Genomic DNA, 18,900 nt, shown 5'->3' with positions numbered 1-18,900 from the left:
GTACCCGTACCGTGAGATATGAAGCTCGACGTCGGTAGTCGCCTATGCGGGTAAGGCGCCTCCCTTTCCACAGGGGAAGTTGTCCCCGTTGTGCTCAACAGCCCGATGGCGAAACATTGCACCAAAGTTCAAGGGGGAAACATGGCTTTCTACGGCGCCGACGTCGACCAACTCAAAGCACTCTCAAAGTCTTTGGCGCACGGCGCCTCCATGCTGACGGCGCGGGCACGCGAGCTGGACTCTCGGGTGCTTCCACGGAAGCCTCCGTCGGTGGCGGGTCCGGTGGAAGCGGAACCATTCAGTTGGCCGCCACGAACACCGACCCCGGCCGCCCCAGCCCGCAGGAAATCCTCGAGGAATACCAGGTCAGCGATGCGGAGACAACCAACTGGCCGGGCGATTGGGACCCTTTGAAGTTCGTGGTGGACCAGAGGGTTGTCACCGAGAAGGAGGCCGAAATGCTGAATGGTCTTGGACCTTTCGAACTGAACGCTTTCAAAGGCATCCACGATGACGCCTTCAATGTCGCTGATGAACGCTTCCCCAGCGCAGACCAAAACGACGACCAGAACGACGCCTTCCGCCATGCGTACTGGAACGCCCTGATGGTGAAGGAATTCGGCGCAGAGTGGGCTGAGGACTACGCCACGGCACACGAGCAACTCCCCGGTAACCCTGCCCCGCGCGAGGCCATGGATCTGTACAACAATGAAGACCCGGATTTCAACGACGAATCGCGGACCACCTCGTGAACCCACCACATCTTGACCCGGCCAGACCCCAAGGGCGAACGTCCGCTGCCCTGCTGGGCCTGGCCGCCCTCGTCCTGGCCTGCATACTGGCCGCCTGCTCCCTGGGAGGATCTGTCATGCCCGAATCCAACGACAAACTCAACAGCCAAGTACTCGAAGCCGCAACGAAGGGCACCGCTTTGAAGCTTGCCGATGCCACTGATTTCGAATGGGACCAGGCCGGCTTCGTGATGGAGGGGACCTTGGCCAAAGACATCGAAGCGGCTTTCGGCGAACCCATCACCAAGGAAAACCGCTATACGGCATCGCCGGCATTGTTCGTCTTCATGAAGGACGGCAAAGTTGCCAAGGCGGTCCGGATCGTTCCCGACGCGTTCATTGGATCCGAAGCCAAAAAGAAGTACGGCCGTGATGTGGTCCTTACGCCGCCGGACGGGCAGAAGGGTTTCCTGAGCTGGAGGGAGTCCTAAGCCCGCCAGTATCCCAAGGCGTCAATGCGGTGCTTGTCCACACCGAGCTCCTTGCGCAGATGTTTGACGACGGCCCTTGTGCTGGAAGCTTCGCAGGCTACCCAAAAGAAGTCCTCGGATGCCGAGATCACGTCGGCGCCAAGCGCGCTGCAGACCTCCTCCACCAAGGCGGCCCCGTCACGTTTGCGCGGAATCCAGGTGACGACGTCGGAACCGGACGTGCGCACCTGCAGTGAGGTGTCGGCGTCGTGCTGGTATTCCAACCAGGCCGTCACCGGCGCCGCTCCGGCGGCACATCGATCCCGTTCATCCAGCAGTGAGTTGATGGCGGGGATGGACGCGGGGTCCCCCACCACCCAGATGCGGCGCGGGGTGGGTTGTGGGAAGGTGAATGAGCTGCCCTGGACGGTGGCCTCGATGGTTTCGCCGGCTTGTACCGACCATGCCCAATCCGCCGCCACGCCGTCGTGCATCGCGAAGTCCATACTGAACGTGCCTGCCGCCGGGTCCGCGTTCACCACGGTGTAGGCGCGCTGGTGCGCTTTTCCGGAGTCGTCGAACCACAATCGGATCCACATGGTGGGGTGCAGCCCGCTGCGCTGCAGGAGTCCGCCGTCGCGTACATGGATTCGGAGGAAATCCGGGGTGATTTCCTCGCGTCCCGTCACCTCCAGGGTGAAGTCCTTGGCGCCCATCACTTTGAGGACCACACCTTCCCAATTGCGCTTCAAGGAACTCTCCTTCACGAATGGCCACGATTTGTGCACGGAGCCAAAGCCACTTATCTTGAACTTAAGTAAGCCTAACCTAAGTATGAAAGTGATCGAGAAGATGACGCCTGCCCCGACGCAACAATCCGGTCCGGCAGGCGGCCCGGGAACGTACCGGGACACGTGGGGAATCCCGCATCTCTGGGCCGGATCTGCCAATGAACTGGCCTTCCTGCAAGGCCGCAATGCCGCGATCGACCGGTCCTGGCAGATCGAATTGGAGCGCTGGCGATCCGAGGGGCGCACCGCGGAAGTACTTGGCGCAGACGCAGTGACCTGGGACCGGTTCGCCCGGCAGGCACGGCTGGACGACACCGCCCGCCGTTGCTTCGAGAACCTCGACGCCGACACCCAACGCTGGTGTGGCCAATACGTGGACGGCGTCAACCGCGCACTCGCCGACGGCCTCCGGGACAGCCCGGAATTCACCGAGTCCGGAAGCAGTCCCGAGCCGTGGAATCCCTGGACCCCCCTTGGCGTCTTCCTGGTGCACCACATCCTCTTTTCCACGTTCCCCAACAAGTTGTTCCGCGCCCACGTAGCGCGGACACTGGGCGACGACGCCGTCAGCCTTTTCAGCATTGAGGCGCCCGTCTGGTCCGGCAGCAACGCCTGGGCGGCCCATGGTTCGGCATCCGTGAGCGGTTTGCCACTAGTTGCCGGTGACCCGCACCGCCTCATGGAACTGCCCGGCGTGTACCAGCAGGTGCGGCTCGCCTGCCCGGAATTCGACGCCGTCGGGTTCGCGTTTCCAGGAGTTCCCGGCCTTCCGCACTTCGCCCAGACAGAGCACACCGCGTGGGCCGTCACCAACGCCATGGCCGACTACCAGGACCTCTTCGAGGAAGAGCTGCGCCGGGTCACCGACTACTCCGGCGAGCGCATCGAGGCCCGGGGCGCGGAAGGCTGGGAAACCGTCGTCGTGAATCTGGAGACCATTCACGTCCGCGACGGTGAGTCCGTGTCCGTGGACATTATTGAGACCGCCCGCGGACCGGTCATCTCCGAAACGCCCGACGGCGGCGCCCTGAGTTTGCGTTTCCCCGCACGGGTTGAGGGGCGGCTGGGCTTCGAGGCCCTCCTGACGATGCTGCGGAGCCGGAGCGTTCCCGAGGTGGAAGCCGCGTTGGATGCCTGGGTGGAACCGGTCAACAGCGTAATCGCCGCTGACACGTCCGGAAACGTGACGCAGTTTGTCGCCGGGCTGGTCCCCCAGCGGAATCCTGCCAACCGTCGCCTGCCCGCACCCGCGTTTTCCGCCCGCCATGCGTGGGATGGCCAGTACGTGGTCCTGCCCCGTTCCGAGGTGCAGAGGTTCGCCGTCAGCGCGAATGACCGGGCAGCGGGCGGCGGGGACGCCGCCGCCATGGAGTTCGCACCGGGACACCGGGCCGCACGGATCCGCGGGTTGCTGGAGGAAGTCGAAGGGCCGCTCACCCCTGACCACATGCGGGCCATCCATATGGACACACTGCTGGGCCCATGGCCGTTGTTCCGGTCGATCCTGGCCGACCTGGACCCCGCCGAGCTGTCCGCCGATGCCAAGGAAGTGCGCTCACGACTGCTTCGCTGGGATGGCCGGATGGACGCCGGCAGCCAGCCCGCCGCCATGTTTGCCGAGTGGCGGGGTGCGCTGGTCCAACGCTGGGCCAAGCACCCATCCCTCGCCTCGCTGAACAGTCCCACGGGGTATTCGTCCTTGTTCGGGCCGTGGTTGTCCGTTCCTGCCCGGGTCGGTTTCGCCCTTGAGACCCTGCTGCTCCGCGGGTCGGAGCTCGGCATCGATGCGCGAGTGGAAGCGGCTGCAAGCCTCGAAGACGTAGCGCTTGAAGAGGCACCCCTGGACGGAGCCTCGTGGGGTGACCGCCATCAGCTGCTGCCCGTTCATCTCCTCCCCGGCTCCCTTGCCAAAGCCGCACCAACGGCCAGCCTCAGCGGCGACACCGGATGCGTCCTGTGCACCGAGAGCCTCCCGGGCGTGGATGACCGGAGCTTCCGCGGCCCCGTGGCCCGCTATGTCTGGGATCTGGCCGAACGCAGGAACAGCCGGTGGGTTGTTCCCTTTGGCGCAGCCGGAACGCCGGGCCACCAGCACTTTTCGGACCAGTTGCCCTTGTGGACGGCCGGGCAGCTCGCCCCGGTGGTTACCGGGTGGTCGGCCCTCGGCAAAGACGAACCCTGACACTTCTGCACCCAGTCGCACCCCGAATACCCAGCACCCGAAGGAAGACATGACCACCACCGCCCCGGACTTCTCCGCCCGCACCACCTTCTACTCCGAAGAACTCGAAGGATGGGGTGCCCTGCGGATCGTCCCGCTGGTCCCCAGCGAGGACATAGGACTTGTCTTCGAGTGGGTGACCCAGCCCCGCGCCAGGTTCTGGGGAATGACCGAGCACACCCGTGAGGAGGTCCTGGGCACCTACGAATTCCTGGACTCCCTGGAGACACACCACGCGTTCCTGGTGACCTTGGACGGGGAGGCGCTGGCGTTGTTCCAGACCTACGAGCCCCTGCACGACCCCGTGGGCGAGGCGTACCCCGCCCGCGAGGAAGACATCGGCATGCACCTGCTGCTGGCTCCGGCCACGCGCCCCATCCCGCACTTCACGCCACGGCTGGCAACCTCGCTGATCAAGTACATGTTTTCCCTGCCGGGCAAGGACCGGATCGTTGTGGAGCCCGATGCCCGCAACGCCAAGGCCCTGCGCCGCCTCGAAGCAACATGCTTCGAGCTTGGACCCATCGTCCAGCTCGCGGAAAAGGAGGCCCAGCTGGGGTTCCTCACCCGGGCCGGATTCGACGAAGTCCAGGACCGCGCCGCCCGCTAGCGCCAGACGAAGCTCCACGTCCCGGCGCCCACGGCGGCCAGCACAGCACCCGTTGCGATGACCACTCCGCCAAGGACCACCCAAATGTCCAGCACCGAGTACGTGGATTCGCGCGCCCACGTCCGCTGGCCGCCGCCAAAGCCCCGCGCTTCCATGGTCACAGCCAACCGCGAAGCGCGCCGGACAGCCTGGACCAGCAACCCGAAGCTTTGGCCGAGGGTGGCTTTCAACCGCTGGAACGGGTTGCCTTGCGAACCGACACCCCGTGCACGGCGGGCCATGCCAATGGTCTGCCATTCTTCGGCCATGAGGCCCACCAAGCGCATGGCAGCGAGGGATCCCAGGACAAACCGGTGCGGCAGCTTCGCTTTCTGTGCCAAGGCATCGGCCAGGTCCGTGGGGTCGGTGCAGGTCATCAGGAGGATCGCCGGAAGGGCAATCGCCAAGCCGCGCAGCATGAAACCCAGCCCCAGCTCAAGGGAACCTTCGCTGATGGACCAGAGTCCGACGTCGAGCAGTACCGCGCCGCTGTCAGCCGCCACGATCGCTGTGCTCCAGCCACCAATCGCCGCAGCGATGATCAACGGCCACGCCCGCTGCCACAAAAGCCGCAGCGTGAGCCCGGCAAGCGGGAACAGCGCCAGTTCGGCCACCAGCGCCGTGGTTGCCGAGACCCAGTCGATGGAGAGAGCCAACACCAGCGAGATGAGGAAAACCGCGGCGAACTTGGCCAACGGGTTCGCTGCGGTCAACAGGGCGTGGTTACCCCGCAGGTTCAATGCGTCCCTCATGCTGCACCGGCTTCCTGGCGGCTTGCTGCACGTGCCGCGGGGTTCAGGCGCAGCTCCGTGCCGCCGAGCACGTCGCTGAATTCCTGGTCGTGGGTTACGGAGACCACGGCTGTTCCGGCGTCGAGCAACTCCGAAAGGAACGATGCCAGCTCGGCCCAGGTGTTCGCGTCCTGGCCGAACGTGGGCTCATCGAGGACGAGGACTTTGGGATGCGCGGCGAGCACCGTGGCCACCGAAAGCCTGCGCTTCTCGCCGCCGGACAGCGTGTACGGGTTCGCGTCCACCAGGTGGGTGAGCCGCAACCGCTCCAGCAGTTCGTCCACGCGTTCCTCGCCGTGGCCCAGGTGTTTGGGACCAAACATCAGCTCGTCCAGCACCTTACCCGTGACGAACTGGTGCTCGGGTTCCTGGAATACGGTCCCGATCCGGGAAATCAGCTGATCGGCTTTCCACTTGAACGGGTCGATTCCGGCCCCTTCTGAAAGCTCGACGGCGGCACTCACCTGGCCGTCCACCGGCGCCAGGAGGCCAGCCAAGGTGAGCGCAAAGGTGGACTTTCCGGCACCATTCGGACCAGTTATGGTGAGCGCTTGGCCCGCCCTGACCTGGGCGCTGACGTCGGATTGCACAGGAACCGGGGGGATGGTCCGGAATCCCTTTCGGCGGGGCTTTTCCCGCGAGACCGCCACGTCCTGGGCAGCCAGGAGCAGTTGCGCGGCGGAGGTCTCAGTGCGCCGGGCACGGGTTGCCGGGACGTATCCGGGAACCCAGACGCCGGCTGCCATCAGCATGGTCCGGGCCTCCGACAGGACCTGTTCCCGCGGCCCGTCCAACAGGACGCCCGGAGTGCCGTTGCCCGCGGATCCTGGCTGCAACACCACAATCCGGTCCACCAGGTCCTTCCACACTGACACACGGTGTTCCACCACAACAAGGGTGGCTCCGGTCTTGTCGAGGCAGCGGCCCACCGCGTCCCGCACCTCAAGGACCCCTGCAGGGTCCAGGTTGGCCGTTGGTTCGTCCAGCAGGATCAGCCCGGGCCGCATCGCCAAAATCCCCGCAAGCGCGAGGCGCTGTTTCTGCCCGCCGGACAGGGCCGCCGTCGGATGATCCAACGCCAGTCCGCCGCCGGCAGCGGTCCGCAACCCGACGTCGGCGAGCGCTTCATGGACGCGGGCCCAAATTTCCTCCGGCGGCACGGCCAGGTTCTCGGCGCCGAAGGCGACGTCGTCCCCCACGCGGGACAGGACAACCTGCGTTTCCGGGTCCTGCTGCATCAGGCCGGCGCGGCCGCGCTGCTCCCGGGGAGAAGCGCCGTCCAGCAGCAGCGAGCCAGTCTCGTCCGAGTCGTCTTCCTCGTCCCCCAACACCCCCGCAAGGGCATGCAGGAGCGTGGACTTGCCCGCACCCGAGGGGCCGAGCAGCAATACCCGCTCCCCCGGTTCGATCCTGAGGTCAAGGCCTTGGATGGCTGGCGTGGCCCTTCCGGCGTGCCGCCATCCCCAGCCCTCGGCTGTGATGGCGGCAGGCCGGACGTGGCCGCCGCGTTCAATGACGGGCATCAGCTGAAGACGGGCTCCGAAGCGGCCTTGCGCGACGCGAAGGAACTAAGGACGCCGGTTTTCGCCAGGCCGCGGGTGGCAATCCATGACAGTGCGCCCGCAATGATCGCCCCGGAGATCGTGGTGAACGTGATGTAAGTGAGCTTGTCGATTGCCTCGTAGGCGATGTTCCAGCCCCAGGGAAGGAACGAGTCGTTGAGGCCGCAGAAGAGGCCCGCACCTGCACCGGCAAGGAGCGAGGTGGGCAGGTTGAACTTCTTGTAGAGGAACGCGGCGAAGATGAGCTCCGCGCCGAGGCCCTGAAGGACGCCGGAGATCAGTACGGTTGTGCCGTACTGGGAGCCCATGATGAGTTCGCCTGTGGCAGCAACGGACTCGCAGAACAGGGCGGCACCCGGCTTACGGATGATGAGCATGCCCAGGACCGCCGGAATCATCCAACCGCCCGCGATCAAGCCCGTCAGCGGCGGATACGCCGCGTTCATGGGGATGGATACCAGTGCGGCGCCTTGGGACCATGCCCAGAAAATCACGCCGCCGGCGATGGCGATCAATGCTGCCACCACAATGTCTACAACACGCCAGTTATAACTGGTCTTCTTCACGCTTACCGTGGTCATTTTTCTGCCTCCTGAGTTACAGGAGGGGAAAGTGCTCCCCGGATTACCCGACCGGCCTGCGCCGCCCGGTTCCGGACACTCTGAGAAGCTCGACTCCCTTGCGCCGGTACTAACCGGATCAGGTTCGAGGGTCTGCGGCTGTCCGCACTCTCAGCGCCCTCGCGGCTCCCGCATCTCTGCAGGTTCCGACGGCGGCGCTCCCCTGTCGTTATTAAATCTGCCCTGCTGGGCTGGTTCAGTTTACACCTGCACTCCGCGGTGGGGACTGCGGTCCGGTCACATTCCGGCCCACCCCCACCGTTGTGAGGCCCGCTGAACACCCTTCGTTGGGCCCACACCCTGCACACCAGGCCTCGCAACGGACCTGAGAGAATGATCCAGCAACATCCAAAGCGAAGGGGCACACTTCATGACGGACCAACCCGGCTCTGGCCTTCCAGACAACGTTGATGTGGCTGAAGCACGCCTCGCCGCAAGCGTCATCCTGCTCCGCGATACCCCGCCCGGGCTCGAGGCGTTCGTCCAGCACAGGGTCAGCACCATGGACTTCGCCGCAGGAATGGTGGTTTTCCCGGGAGGACGCGTGGACCCTGCCGACCACTCAGGGTGGGACTACGCCCCCGAACTGCTCAGCAGCCATGCGGCGGACTGGCAGGCCAGCTCCATCGCTTCCGGCGATGCGCTTACTAAAGCAGGGACCGTGCTCACCGCTGCGATCCGGGAGGTCCGGGAGGAAGCCGGGCTGAGCATCGACGCCGGTGACCTGCGCCCATGGGCCAACTGGATTACCCCGATCGACATGCCCAAGCGTTTCGACACGTTCTTCTACGTGGCCAGGCCCTCGGCGGACATGGAGCCCCACCACCAAACAACCGAAGCGTGGCAATCCCTGTGGATGCCCGTGGAGGGAATCCTCGCGGCAGAGGCAGTAGGCACCCTGAAACTGATGCCGCCCACCTTCTACCTCCTCAAGGAAATCGCCGGATACGGGACCGTCGATGCCATATGGACGGCCGAGCACACTGTCGTCCCAGTCCTGGCGCCCGTAGGCTCCCTGGCCGCCTTCCTCAAGGAACGGGAAAGCCGCCGCTAGCGTTGCCGGTCCACGCGTTGCAGCTAGGCTGGTGGCATGAACCTCTTCTTCAAGCTGATCGGCGCCGGAGTGAGCCTCGGGGCGGGCTTCGTCGGAACAAAACTCGTCAACAAAGGGTGGGAAAAGGCCACAGGCAACAAGCCGCCCACAGGCAACGATGACATGGAAACGAGCCTTCGCTCCGCCCTCACCTTCGCCTTGATCTCGGCGTTTGTGAGCACACTCATCCAGGTGCTGGCCAGCAGGGGCACCCAGCGTGCCATCGCCCGCTTCGCGAAGTCCCAGGACATCGTCTAGGCGCACCGCGGCGTTAAGCAACGCGGGGTCACTTCCGGCCCATGAATCCCCGTGGGGATGGGCCGGAAGTGACCCCGCGTTGGCTTTAACCCTCCGGGTCGACTTGCCCCGCAGCCGCCCTCTGTACGACGGCCTCAAGTTCGTCCTTGGTCAGCATCTCCCGGTGGCCATGCTTGGTCCGGTACGCAGCCCGACCGACCATGTGGGCCGACACCGGCGCGGTCAGCAGCTGGAAAATCCACGCCACCAACAGCACGGGCCACACCCACCAGGTCCGCATCTGCAGGCCGATGGCCGCCAGCATGAGGAACAAGCCCAGGACCTGCGGTTTGGTAGCAGCGTGCATGCGGCTCATCAGGTCAGGGAAACGCAGCAAACCAACCGCAGCGCCAAGGGACATCAGCGCTCCCACTACCAGGAACACGGCGGTCACACCATCGATGACGGCATCCACGCCGGTGGCATCAGGACTCATTGCTCTGTTCCCTCCGCTCAGCCACGAACCGGGCTACTGTCACCGAGCCAATAAAGCCGATCACGGCCAGTGCTACCAGCAGCATCAGGTTATTCAGGTGCCGGTTCACCGCCATGTCGATCGCCAAGGCTGCGCCGAGAATTGCCAGCAGAACGTCGGATGCCAAGACCCGGTCCAGCAACGAGGGACCGATCGCGATCCGCACGATGGCGCCGGCAGCGGCCAGGCTGAGAATAACGGCCGTAACTATGAGGACGATTTCCTTCACAGGGCTGCCCCTTTCACGCCTGGACTGATCTCGGCTCCCAACGCCTGGACTTCCTCGCGGGTGCCCATGATGCGGATCAAGCCGGCTTCAATGTTCTGGACTTCCTGACGGATCTTTTCGATGTCAGCCTCTTGGTAAATGTTGAGCGCGTGCAGGTACAGCGTGGACGTCGACCGGTCCACTTCCACCACCAACGAGCCCGGAATCAGGGAGATGACGTGCCCTGTTGCCGTCACCATGAGGTCGGAATGGCTACGCAACGGAACGGCGACGACGGCGCTGCGCACCTTTGGCCCTTTGACCACAGCCAGGTACAACACGAGGAAGCTCGCTGCCACCACTTTGGCGAGGAAGATCAGCGCGAACGGAATGGCGCGCAGTACGTTGAACCTGCCGCTGAGCTCTACGGGAGGCAAGTAGAAGAACTTTGCCACCAGCACCGCGATCAGAGCACCGAACAGCAGGTTGCCCGGGCTGAAATCCCGCCACAGAGCACCCCAAACGATGACCAGCCAGATGAGCAGCGGCAGTTCAGTACGGAAGGAGTTCGGTTTACGGCTCATTTGGCATCAGCCCTCTGCGGCAACGCCGGAATCTCCACCGAATCACCCAGGACCGAATGGATGTAAGCCGAGCGGTCCAGCATGATCTCCGCTGATCCGTCTGCGAGGTGGAAGAGCGGACCGGCAAACACCGTCAACGCCACCCCGAAAACCACCAGTCCCGCCGTCGAACCCACCATGGTCCGCGGGAGCACCCCGACGTTCCCACTGGCCAACAGCACAGGATCCGGGTATTCAGCGTCCTCGGGCTTGCGCCAAAAAGCCCTGTTCCAGACCCTGGCGATTGCCAGCAAGGTCAGCAGGCTGGTGACCACGCCGCCGACCACCAACGTGATCGCCAGTGGGGTGCCCAGTTCCACGCCTGCCTGCAGGAGGCCCAACTTGCCAAGGAAGCCGGAGAAGGGCGGTATGCCCGCCAAATTCATGGCCGGAACGAAGAACAAGAGGGCCAGCAGTGGCGAGAGTTTGGCCAAGCCGCCCAGCCGGTCGATGGACGAACTGCCGCCCCGGCGCTCGATAAGGCCGGTCACCAGGAACAGGCTGGTCTGCACCGTAATGTGGTGCGCCACGTAGAAGACAGCGGCACCCAGGCCGGCCACGGAACTCATGGCGAGGCCGAACACCATGTAGCCGATGTGGCTCACCAACGTGAAGGACAGGAGACGTTTGATGTCGCTTTGGGCCAACGCGCCCAAGATACCCACCACCATGGTCAGCAACGCCACCACCATCAGGGGAACATTGAGGGTATCCCCCGGGAATAGCAACGTCTCCGTGCGGACCATGGCATAAACGCCCACCTTGGTAAGCAACCCGGCGAACACCGCGGTGACGGGGGCGGGCGCTGTTGGGTAGGAGTCGGGAAGCCAGAAGGACAGCGGGAACACAGCGGCCTTGATGCCAAACGCCACCAGCAACATAACGTGCAGGAGGTTCTGGGTGCCTTGGTCCAATTCGGCGAGCTTTACCGCAAGGTCGGCCATGGTGATGGTTCCAGTGGCACCGTAAATCATGGCGATGGCCACCAGGAACAACACGGACGACACCACCGAAACAACCACGTACGTGACGCCCGCCCGGATACGTGGGCCCGTCCCGCCCAAGGTCATCAGGACGTAGCTTGCCGTGAGCAGGATCTCGAAGCCAACGTAAAGGTTGAAGAGGTCGCCGGTGAGGAACGCGTTGGACACGCCTGCCACCAGGATCAGGTAGGTGGGGTGGAAGATCGAGACCGGTGCTTCCTGGTCGCCGTCAGCCATGCCCTGGCCGGTGGCGTAGATCAACACCGCCAGACTCACCACGGTTGAGACAACCAGCATCAGCGAGGAGAACTGGTCCACAACCAGCACCACACCCCACGGAGGCAGCCAACCGCCCAGGGTGACGGACGTGGTGCCGCCGTTCCATACGGAAACCAGGAGCAGGCACTCGAGCAGGAGGGTCACGCTCAGAATGCCGATGCTCACCGCCCGCTGCGCAGAGTGGTGCTTGATCAACAGGAATGCGAGGGCTGCACCCAGAATCGGCAGGAGGACAGCGAGCGGCGACAGGTTCGCGAGGTTCACGCACTGCCTCCTTCCTGGGTGGTGCTGGTGTGCGGCTTCTCCGTGGCTTCCGGATGGCTCCGGTCGGTCGTCGTTGTGGGTGTTACGGCGAACTCCGATGTTTCCAGAGGAACAATGGCGTCGTCCTCGGCGTCGAAGCTCGGAGTCTTGGCCACGCGGACGTCCTCAAGGTCGTCCTGGATCTCGTCCTGGCGGGCCAGGACCCACGTCCGGTAGATGATGCCCAGCATGAAGGCGGTCACCGCGAACGAGATCACGATCGACGTCAGGATCAGTGCCTGCGGCAACGGATCGTTGTAAGCGTCGGGGTTGGTTTCCTTGCTGAACAGGGGTGCGAGCCCCGCGTAGCCTCCGGTGCTCAGGATCAGGATGTTGGTGGCATTGGCCAGCAACATCAATCCCAACAGCACACGCGTCAGGCTGCGTTCAAGGATCAGGTAGATGCCGCAGGCGTAGAGCACGCCCATGACGATCAGCAGGGTCAGGTTGATGCTCATGCGGTACCTTTCCCGGATGCGGCCGATTCGGCTGCTTCTTCGGCCAGTCCGGCGGCGTCTTCCTCTGCCAGCGAATTTTGGCCTTCAAAATGTTCGTCGATCTCGGCACCGAGGCTGCGGAGGACGTCAAGGGCCAAGCCCACCACCACGATGTACACGCCAATATCGAAAATTGTGGAGGTGACGAATTTGATGTTGCCGAACACCGGTAGCCAGAACTCGATAATCGCGCTTTGGAAAACCTGCCCGCCCAGGAAAAGCGGAACCACACCGGAGGCCGCCGCCGTCGCAAGACCCGTCCCCAAAAGGGTGCCGGCGCTGACTGTCGCCGCCTCGCTCAACTCGAAACGTCCACCAGCCAGGTAACGGATGGTCAGGGCGAGTCCTGCGGTGAGGCCGCCCGCGAAGCCGCCACCGGGCAGGTTATGCCCAGCCAGGAGAAGGTAAAGCGAGAACACGATCATCGAGTGGAAGATCAGCCGGGTCACCACTTCGAAGATGATCGAACGCCGCTCCGGCGCCAAGGTGCGGCCGGCCACGAGCCAGGCGTCGCGGGTCACTCCGGTGAACTTTTTCGCCACGGCCAGCGTGGCGTCGGCCCGGGAACCGCGTTCGACCCCGGTGCGGCGCCCTACGCTGCCTTCGGGCACCGCTTCGGAGGTCTTGATCCGGTCGCCACGGCTGCGGACGAAGATCAGGCTGGCGACACCCGTGGCCGCAATAGCCAACACGGAGATCTCACCAAAGGTGTCCCATGCACGGATGTCCACGAGGGTCACGTTGACCACGTTCAATCCTCCGCCGCCTTCATAGGCCAAGCGCGGGAACTCCAAGGAAACAGGCGTTGCCACGCGGGCGCCCATGGCGTAGATCGCGACGAAGATCATGGTGATGCCGAAAGCCGCACCAATAATCACCCGGATCACCCGGAGCCTGCCGCCGGTCCTGTCCCGCAACTCGGCGGGAAGGCTGCGCATGGCCAGCACGAAGGCCACCAGCACAATGGTCTCAACCAGCATCTGCGTCAGGGCCAGGTCAGGGGCTCCCTGCAGCGCGAACATGAGGGCGATTCCGTAGCCCGTCACGGACACCATGAGCACGGCAAGGAAGCGCTTGTTGGCACGAACGGCCGCAAGAGCTCCTACCACGATGCCTGCACCTGCCACTATTTGCAGCGGGGAATTGGGGTCGATGAAGTAGATGCCCTCCGGCAAGGGTTTGTTGGCCATGATCAGCGCCGTGGCCGGGACCGCGAAGGCGACCGTCAGGATGACAGCCAGGTAGAAGTACAGCGAACCACGCTGGGTGCGGCCTGTGATCCACACGGCAATGTCGTCCAAGGCGCCAATGGTGTTCTGGTAGGCGCGGTCGCCGTCCACCCAGTCCGGGACCAGGCCTTGGGCGCGGGAAACGAAATTGCGGCCGTAGAACATCGCCGCGCCGGCCGCGAACGTTATCGCGGTCAAGCCCAAAGCGGGGGTGACGCCGTGCCACAAAGCCAAGTGTCCGGCGTCGACCGCGTCCGGACGGTCGGCGAACAATGCCGCGTAAGGCTGGATCCACGTATCCACCGGCACGGGCCACACGCCGTAGGCGATCGTGAGCAGGCTCAAGATGGCGGGGGCTGCAAGAAATGCGGGTTTGATGGGCTTGAACGGTGTGGGCTCCACACCGGGCTTCGTGGCGAAGGCTCCCCACATGAACCGGGCACTGTAGGCGAAGGTGAGGATCGATCCCACCACCAGGCCAACCAGTATCCAGATACCCCACACAGGTGCGTCATGGCCTGTTCCGTAGTGGACGAATGCCTCAAAGACCGACTCCTTGGCCACGAAACCTGCCAAGGGCGGGACGCCGGCCATGGACGCTGCGGCGATTGCGGCCACAACACCCAATGCCCGTGAAGACCGGAAAACACCGGACAGCTTACGGATATCGCGGGTGCCGGACTGGTGGTCGATGATGCCCACCACCAGGAAGAGCGCCGCTTTGAACAGGCCGTGAGCCAGAAGAAGCCCGAGCCCCGCCAGCGCAGCATCGGGACGCCCGAGCCCCACCACCATGGTCAGGAAGCCGAGTTGGCTGACCGTGCCGTAGGCGAGGATGAGCTTGATGTCGGTCTGCCTGAGCGCCCGGTAACCGCCAACAAGCATGGTGGCCAGGCCAAGCCCCAGGACCACGGGCAGCCAGAACTGCGATTCGGCAAACCCAGGGGCCAAACGGGCCACAATGTAGATGCCCGCCTTCACCATGGCGGCCGCGTGCAGGTAGGCGCTCACGGGAGTAGGGGCAGCCATCGCGCCCGGCAGCCAGAAATGGAACGGAACCAGTGCCGATTTGGTCACCGCACCAGCCAGGACAAGCACGACGGCGGCAGCAACCGCCCCCTGCATGGGCCCGGCCATGAGGGACCCGGCTTGGTCCAGGATGGTTGAAATGCGGTACGTTCCCGCGGCCTGGCCCAGGATGATGAGGCCCACCAGCATGGCAAGGCCACCGGCTGTGGTGACCATCAGGGCTTGAAGCGCCGATCGGCGGGCGGCCAGACGGGTCCGGGCGTAGCCGATCAACAGGTAGGACAGGATGGTGGTGAGCTCCCAGAAAATGAAGAGCATCAGGAGGTCATCGGAGGTAACCAAACCGAACATGGCTCCCGCAAAGGCGAGGAGTTGGGCGCCGAATCCACCAAGATCGGGATCTTTGTCCTTGAAGTACCGGGCGCAATAGACCAGCACCAAAGAACCCACCCCGAGGATCAGCAAGGACATCACCCATGCCAGGGGGTCCATGCGGAACGCGAGCTCAAGCTTCAGCGTGGGTATCCACGGCAGGATCTCTTCTATGCCGCCGGTGGAATATGCGGATTCATACTGGAAGAGCAGCCACACGAATGCCGCCGCGGGAACCGCAGCCAGGACGTAGAACGCGTTCCGGCCCAATTTGCGGAAGATCAAGGGCGCCACAGTTGCCGCTACAAAGGTGATGGCGAGAACTGTGATCACTGTTTTCTCCGCAAAGTCAGGAACGAATTGTCAAAAGTTGGAGCAAGCGGTCATACGTTGGGTTCGGTTCATACAGTTTATCAAGGGGCACGGACAGTCATATCCACATAGGGTCTGTCATGCCAGCGCTGTTCGCGTGCTCCCGATAGCATTCAAGCTATGAACGCGGCTGCAGTTCCAGAAACCCACCCATCGTCCGAGCTCGCCTCCGGTCCCGTCGCGTCAAAGAAGGGCCAGATCCTTGCTTGGGCCTCCTGGGATTGGGGTTCGGCAGCCTTCAATGCGGTGATGACCACCTTTGTTTTCACCGTCTACCTGACATCGAATGCTTTCGGCGGAGAAGACGCAGCGTCGGCAGCGTTGGGAGCCGCCTTGGCGATCGCGGGCCTCGCCATTGCCCTGCTTGCTCCCGTGACAGGCCAGCGGTCGGATGCGGGCGGTCGGCGCAAGCTGTGGCTCGGGGTCAACACTGCCGCCACTGCGGTCCTCACGGCGCTGTGCTTCTTCGTCTTCCCCCGCCCGGAGTTTCTCTTGCTGGGCGTCTGCCTCATTGCACTGGCCAACATCTTCTTCGAGTTCGCAGGCGTCAATTACAACGCCATGCTCGCCCAGATCTCGACGCCGCGGAATATCGGCAAGGTCAGCGGCTTCGGTTGGGGCATGGGATACCTCGGCGGAATCGTGGCGCTCCTGCTGGTGCTCCAACTCTTTGTCCAGCCGTCGTTTGAATGGTTCGGTGCGTCCACCCAGGACTCCCTCAACATCCGGCTCGTCGCGATTTTCTCGGCACTCTGGTTTTTCATCTTTGCCCTGCCGGTCATGTTCGCGGTACCCGAAGTATCCGTGAAAAAAGCAACCGCCTCGCTGGGATTCTTCGCGTCCTACAAGTTGCTCATCCGGCGCATCGCGGCCATCTATCGGACCAGCCCGCACACCATCTACTTCCTGCTCTCCAGTGCCATCTTCCGCGACGGCCTGGCCGCCGTGTTCACCTTCGGCGGCGTCATCGCAGCGGGCACCTTCGGTTTTGAGCTCAAGGACGTCATCTTCTTTGCGATCTTCGGCAACGTTGTCGCAGCAGTCGGTGCCATCATCGGCGGCTTCCTTGACGACAGGATCGGTCCCAAGGCCGTCATCGGCCTGTCTTTGGTGGGCCTCCTCGTGGCAGGTACGCTCATCCTGGTCTTGGGCAACGGGGACTACGTGTTCTTCGGCAAAGACTGGCCGGGGTCCGCCACGTTCTGGGTCTTCGGGCTGATGCTTTGCTTGTTCGTGGGACCTGCCCAGTCATCCTCACGCGCGTATTTGGCCAGGCTTGCACCAGCCGGCGAATCCGGTGAACTGTTCGGCCTCTACGCCACCACGGGACGTGCCGTGAGCTTCCTGGCTCCTACGCTCTTTACCCTCTGCATCGCCATTGCCTCTCCCATTGTTGCGGAGGGTCAGGCCCAACGTTGGGGCATCCTTGGGATCATGGTGGTTCTCCTCGCCGGGCTGTTGGTGATCCTGCCCGTAAAGCCGCCCGCGAAAGTGGAAATAGCTGTGGTGCCAGAGCGTTAACTACATAGGACCGGCGGAGGGACCGGTCCCCAGAGTTAGGGTGTAACTATGAATGTGGATGAGACTGAACTCCCGGGCCTTGGTGTCCGCAAGGATTTCGTCACGGCCTCCGGCCGGCGTATCGGCGTGGTGGAACTGCGGGAAGGTGAAACCCAACTCTTCGTCTCCACGTGGGACGACCCCGACACGTGCCAGGCGACCATACCCCTGACAGCCGATGAAGCAGCCGCCCTGGGCAACCTCCTCGGCGGCCAGCACATTGCCATGCGCCTGGCCGAAGCCCACCGCGAGGTCCCGGGCATCGTCACCCGGCAATTCTCCATTACCCCGGATTCACCCTTCGTCAACCAGCCCATGGGCAAAGCCCAGGTTCGTACCCGCAGTGGCGTTTCCATCGTCGCAATCATGCGGGAAGGCGAGGTCGTCCCCTCGCCCGCGCCCGACGTCGTACTCCACACCGGTGACTTACTTGTAGCAGTCGGCACGCAGGAAGGTCTTGACTCAGCAGCCGACATCCTGCGTAACGGCTAACCCGGATGGATCCGCTGGCCCTAGCCCTCGTTGAACTGGGGGCCGTCGTCTTCTGCCTCGGTCTCCTGGCTCGGTTAGCGGGTCGGATTGGCATGTCGCCCATTCCGCTCTACCTTGTGGGCGGCTTGGCCTTCGGTGCCGGCGGGTTCGTCAAGCTGGACGGCATGCACGAGTTCTCGCACCTCTCCGGCGAAATCGGCGTCATACTGCTCCTGCTGATGCTCGGACTGGAATACACGGCTTCAGAGCTCGTTACCGGGCTGAGGCGCTCCTGGCAGGCTGGCGTCCTGGACTTCATCCTGAACTTCATTCCTGGAGCCGGCATAGCTGTCCTTCTGGGGTGGGGCCTGGTCGGCGCCATTGTCATGGGCGGCGTCACCTACATCTCCTCGTCTGGCATCGCAGCGAAAGTCATCACCGACCTGGGCCGCATCGGTAACCGCGAGACGCCGGTGGTGCTGTCCATCCTGGTGTTCGAGGACCTCGCCATGGCCATCTACCTCCCCATCCTCACCGCGATCCTTGCCGGCGTTGGTTTCCTGGGCGGACTGCAGACCGTGGGCATCGCCCTGGCAGTGGTCACGGTGGTGCTGGTAATCGCCCTCAAGCACGGCCACCGCGTGTCCCAAGCAATCCACAGCGAAAACTCCGAGGTGTTCCTTCTCAACGTGCTGGGTCTCGCCCTCTTGGTCGCGGGCATAGCCTCGGCATTGCAGGTATCGGCCGCTGTGGGCGCCTTCATGTTGGGCATCGCGATCTCGGGGGCGACCGCCCACAACGCCGTCCGGATCCTGGAACCCTTGCGGGACCTTTTCGCGGCTATCTTCTTCGTGGCATTCGGGCTCAACACAGACCCCACGTCCATCCCACCTGTGCTCGGGTGGGCCCTGATCCTGGCCGTCCTGACCACCCTCACCAAGATGCTCACCGGGTTCTGGGCGGCGAAACGTGCCGGCATCGCAGTGCCCGGCCGTTTCCGCGCAGGGGCAGCGCTGATCGCACGCGGCGAGTTCTCCATCGTCATCGCAGGCCTCGCCGTCACGTCCGGGGCAGTCCCGGGCCAGGTCGCCGCTCTGGCCACGGCGTACGTCCTCATCATGGCCATCCTCGGTCCGCTGGCGGCACGGTTCGTCGAACCCGTGGTCAAAGTGTTCCGCAAAACCCCAGGAGCCCCACCCCGCCGCCCCGAGCGCGCCCCCGCCTAAGCCATCCCCGCCCCCACCCTCCCGCCGAGGGGCGACATCTCACCCCCA

The 18,900-nt window shown here is 64.0% G+C and carries 19 protein-coding genes and 1 riboswitch; of the genes, 9 read left to right on the top strand and 10 right to left on the bottom strand.

What is annotated here, in order from left to right; all coding sequences use genetic code 11:
- The first annotated feature begins 302 nt into the window (after window positions 1-302).
- Window positions 303-752: a DUF6973 domain-containing protein gene (locus ABHM97_RS19630; protein ID WP_349471928.1), complete on the top strand. Its 450-nt coding sequence runs from the start codon at window positions 303-305 to the stop codon at window positions 750-752.
- Window positions 753-868: 116 nt separating this feature from the next.
- Window positions 869-1,222, top strand: a complete 354-nt coding sequence (locus ABHM97_RS19625) for a hypothetical protein (RefSeq protein WP_235517844.1) — start codon at window positions 869-871, stop codon at window positions 1,220-1,222.
- Here ABHM97_RS19625 and ABHM97_RS19620 read toward each other — a convergent pair.
- Entirely contained in the window at window positions 1,219-1,953 is a 735-nt protein-coding gene (locus ABHM97_RS19620) for a siderophore-interacting protein (protein WP_349471927.1), read from the bottom strand. The two genes, ABHM97_RS19625 and ABHM97_RS19620, sit on opposite strands and share 4 nt — an antisense overlap.
- Before the next feature lie 88 nt (window positions 1,954-2,041).
- On the opposite strand from ABHM97_RS19620, the gene ABHM97_RS19615 reads away from it, so the two are divergent.
- Together ABHM97_RS19615 and ABHM97_RS19610 are read left to right on the top strand one after the other, a co-directional pair.
- On the top strand, window positions 2,042-4,174 hold the full coding sequence (locus ABHM97_RS19615) for a penicillin acylase family protein (protein WP_349471926.1): 2,133 nt from the start codon (window positions 2,042-2,044) through the stop codon (window positions 4,172-4,174).
- A gap of 49 nt (window positions 4,175-4,223) precedes the next feature.
- Complete coding sequence (locus tag ABHM97_RS19610; RefSeq protein ID WP_349471925.1) at window positions 4,224-4,823, top strand: GNAT family N-acetyltransferase; 600 nt, start codon at window positions 4,224-4,226, stop codon at window positions 4,821-4,823.
- Here the strand turns inward: ABHM97_RS19610 and ABHM97_RS19605 are convergent.
- From ABHM97_RS19605 to ABHM97_RS19595, 3 genes are read right to left on the bottom strand one after another with little or no spacing between them, the layout of a single operon-like run.
- Window positions 4,820-5,614: an energy-coupling factor transporter transmembrane component T family protein gene (locus tag ABHM97_RS19605; protein ID WP_349471924.1), complete on the bottom strand. Its 795-nt coding sequence runs from the start codon at window positions 5,612-5,614 to the stop codon at window positions 4,820-4,822. The two genes, ABHM97_RS19610 and ABHM97_RS19605, sit on opposite strands and share 4 nt — an antisense overlap.
- Window positions 5,611-7,176: an ABC transporter ATP-binding protein gene (locus ABHM97_RS19600; RefSeq protein WP_349471923.1), complete on the bottom strand. Its 1,566-nt coding sequence runs from the start codon at window positions 7,174-7,176 to the stop codon at window positions 5,611-5,613. The genes ABHM97_RS19605 and ABHM97_RS19600 overlap by 4 nt, the downstream gene beginning before the upstream one ends.
- The gene (locus ABHM97_RS19595; protein ID WP_235517858.1) at window positions 7,176-7,796 is read right to left on the bottom strand and encodes an ECF transporter S component; all 621 of its coding nucleotides are present in this window, start codon (window positions 7,794-7,796) and stop codon (window positions 7,176-7,178) included. The genes ABHM97_RS19600 and ABHM97_RS19595 overlap by 1 nt, the downstream gene beginning before the upstream one ends.
- Window positions 7,797-7,873: 77 nt before the next feature.
- Window positions 7,874-8,010: riboswitch (TPP riboswitch) on the bottom strand.
- A gap of 195 nt (window positions 8,011-8,205) precedes the next feature.
- On the opposite strand from ABHM97_RS19595, the gene ABHM97_RS19590 reads away from it, so the two are divergent.
- A complete protein-coding gene (locus ABHM97_RS19590; RefSeq protein ID WP_349471922.1) occupies window positions 8,206-8,889 on the top strand; it encodes an NUDIX hydrolase in 684 nt (227 codons plus the stop codon).
- A gap of 36 nt (window positions 8,890-8,925) precedes the next feature.
- Window positions 8,926-9,186: a DUF4235 domain-containing protein gene (locus ABHM97_RS19585; RefSeq protein WP_257369362.1), complete on the top strand. Its 261-nt coding sequence runs from the start codon at window positions 8,926-8,928 to the stop codon at window positions 9,184-9,186.
- A gap of 85 nt (window positions 9,187-9,271) precedes the next feature.
- Here the strand turns inward: ABHM97_RS19585 and mnhG are convergent, their stop codons facing one another.
- Genes mnhG through ABHM97_RS19555 form a run of 6 tightly spaced genes read right to left on the bottom strand, consistent with a single transcriptional unit; the run spans window position 9,272 to window position 15,556 of the window.
- Window positions 9,272-9,661, bottom strand: coding sequence for a monovalent cation/H(+) antiporter subunit G (gene mnhG / locus ABHM97_RS19580; protein WP_257369361.1), 390 nt, complete (start codon window positions 9,659-9,661; stop codon window positions 9,272-9,274).
- Window positions 9,651-9,929, bottom strand: a complete 279-nt coding sequence (locus tag ABHM97_RS19575; protein WP_211713617.1) for an MrpF/PhaF family protein — start codon at window positions 9,927-9,929, stop codon at window positions 9,651-9,653. Before ABHM97_RS19575 ends, mnhG begins: the two co-directional genes overlap by 11 nt.
- Window positions 9,926-10,492, bottom strand: coding sequence for a Na+/H+ antiporter subunit E (locus tag ABHM97_RS19570; protein WP_257369360.1), 567 nt, complete (start codon window positions 10,490-10,492; stop codon window positions 9,926-9,928). Before ABHM97_RS19570 ends, ABHM97_RS19575 begins: the two co-directional genes overlap by 4 nt.
- On the bottom strand, window positions 10,489-12,057 hold the full coding sequence (locus ABHM97_RS19565; protein ID WP_349471921.1) for a Na+/H+ antiporter subunit D: 1,569 nt from the start codon (window positions 12,055-12,057) through the stop codon (window positions 10,489-10,491). Before ABHM97_RS19565 ends, ABHM97_RS19570 begins: the two co-directional genes overlap by 4 nt.
- The gene (locus ABHM97_RS19560; protein ID WP_349471920.1) at window positions 12,054-12,554 is read right to left on the bottom strand and encodes a Na(+)/H(+) antiporter subunit C; all 501 of its coding nucleotides are present in this window, start codon (window positions 12,552-12,554) and stop codon (window positions 12,054-12,056) included. The genes ABHM97_RS19565 and ABHM97_RS19560 overlap by 4 nt, the downstream gene beginning before the upstream one ends.
- Window positions 12,551-15,556, bottom strand: coding sequence for a Na+/H+ antiporter subunit A (locus tag ABHM97_RS19555; protein ID WP_349471919.1), 3,006 nt, complete (start codon window positions 15,554-15,556; stop codon window positions 12,551-12,553). The genes ABHM97_RS19560 and ABHM97_RS19555 overlap by 4 nt, the downstream gene beginning before the upstream one ends.
- Before the next feature lie 159 nt (window positions 15,557-15,715).
- Between ABHM97_RS19555 and ABHM97_RS19550 the strand changes: the two genes are divergently transcribed.
- Genes ABHM97_RS19550 through ABHM97_RS19540 form a run of 3 tightly spaced genes read left to right on the top strand, consistent with a single transcriptional unit; the run spans window position 15,716 to window position 18,852 of the window.
- Window positions 15,716-17,116 (top strand): MFS transporter, encoded by a 1,401-nt coding sequence (locus ABHM97_RS19550; RefSeq protein WP_349471918.1) that lies wholly within the window; start codon window positions 15,716-15,718, stop codon window positions 17,114-17,116.
- A 48-nt stretch (window positions 17,117-17,164) separates the two neighbouring features.
- On the top strand, window positions 17,165-17,647 hold the full coding sequence (locus ABHM97_RS19545; RefSeq protein WP_211713611.1) for a cation:proton antiporter regulatory subunit: 483 nt from the start codon (window positions 17,165-17,167) through the stop codon (window positions 17,645-17,647).
- Between the two features lie 5 nt (window positions 17,648-17,652).
- The gene (locus ABHM97_RS19540; RefSeq protein ID WP_284987485.1) at window positions 17,653-18,852 is read left to right on the top strand and encodes a cation:proton antiporter; all 1,200 of its coding nucleotides are present in this window, start codon (window positions 17,653-17,655) and stop codon (window positions 18,850-18,852) included.
- Window positions 18,853-18,900 lie beyond the last annotated feature (48 nt).

Origin of the sequence: Paenarthrobacter sp. CAP02 (genome assembly GCF_040137855.1) — a bacterium.
GTDB lineage: Bacteria > Actinomycetota > Actinomycetes > Actinomycetales > Micrococcaceae > Arthrobacter.
This window is presented reverse-complemented; position numbering and strand designations above follow the sequence as displayed.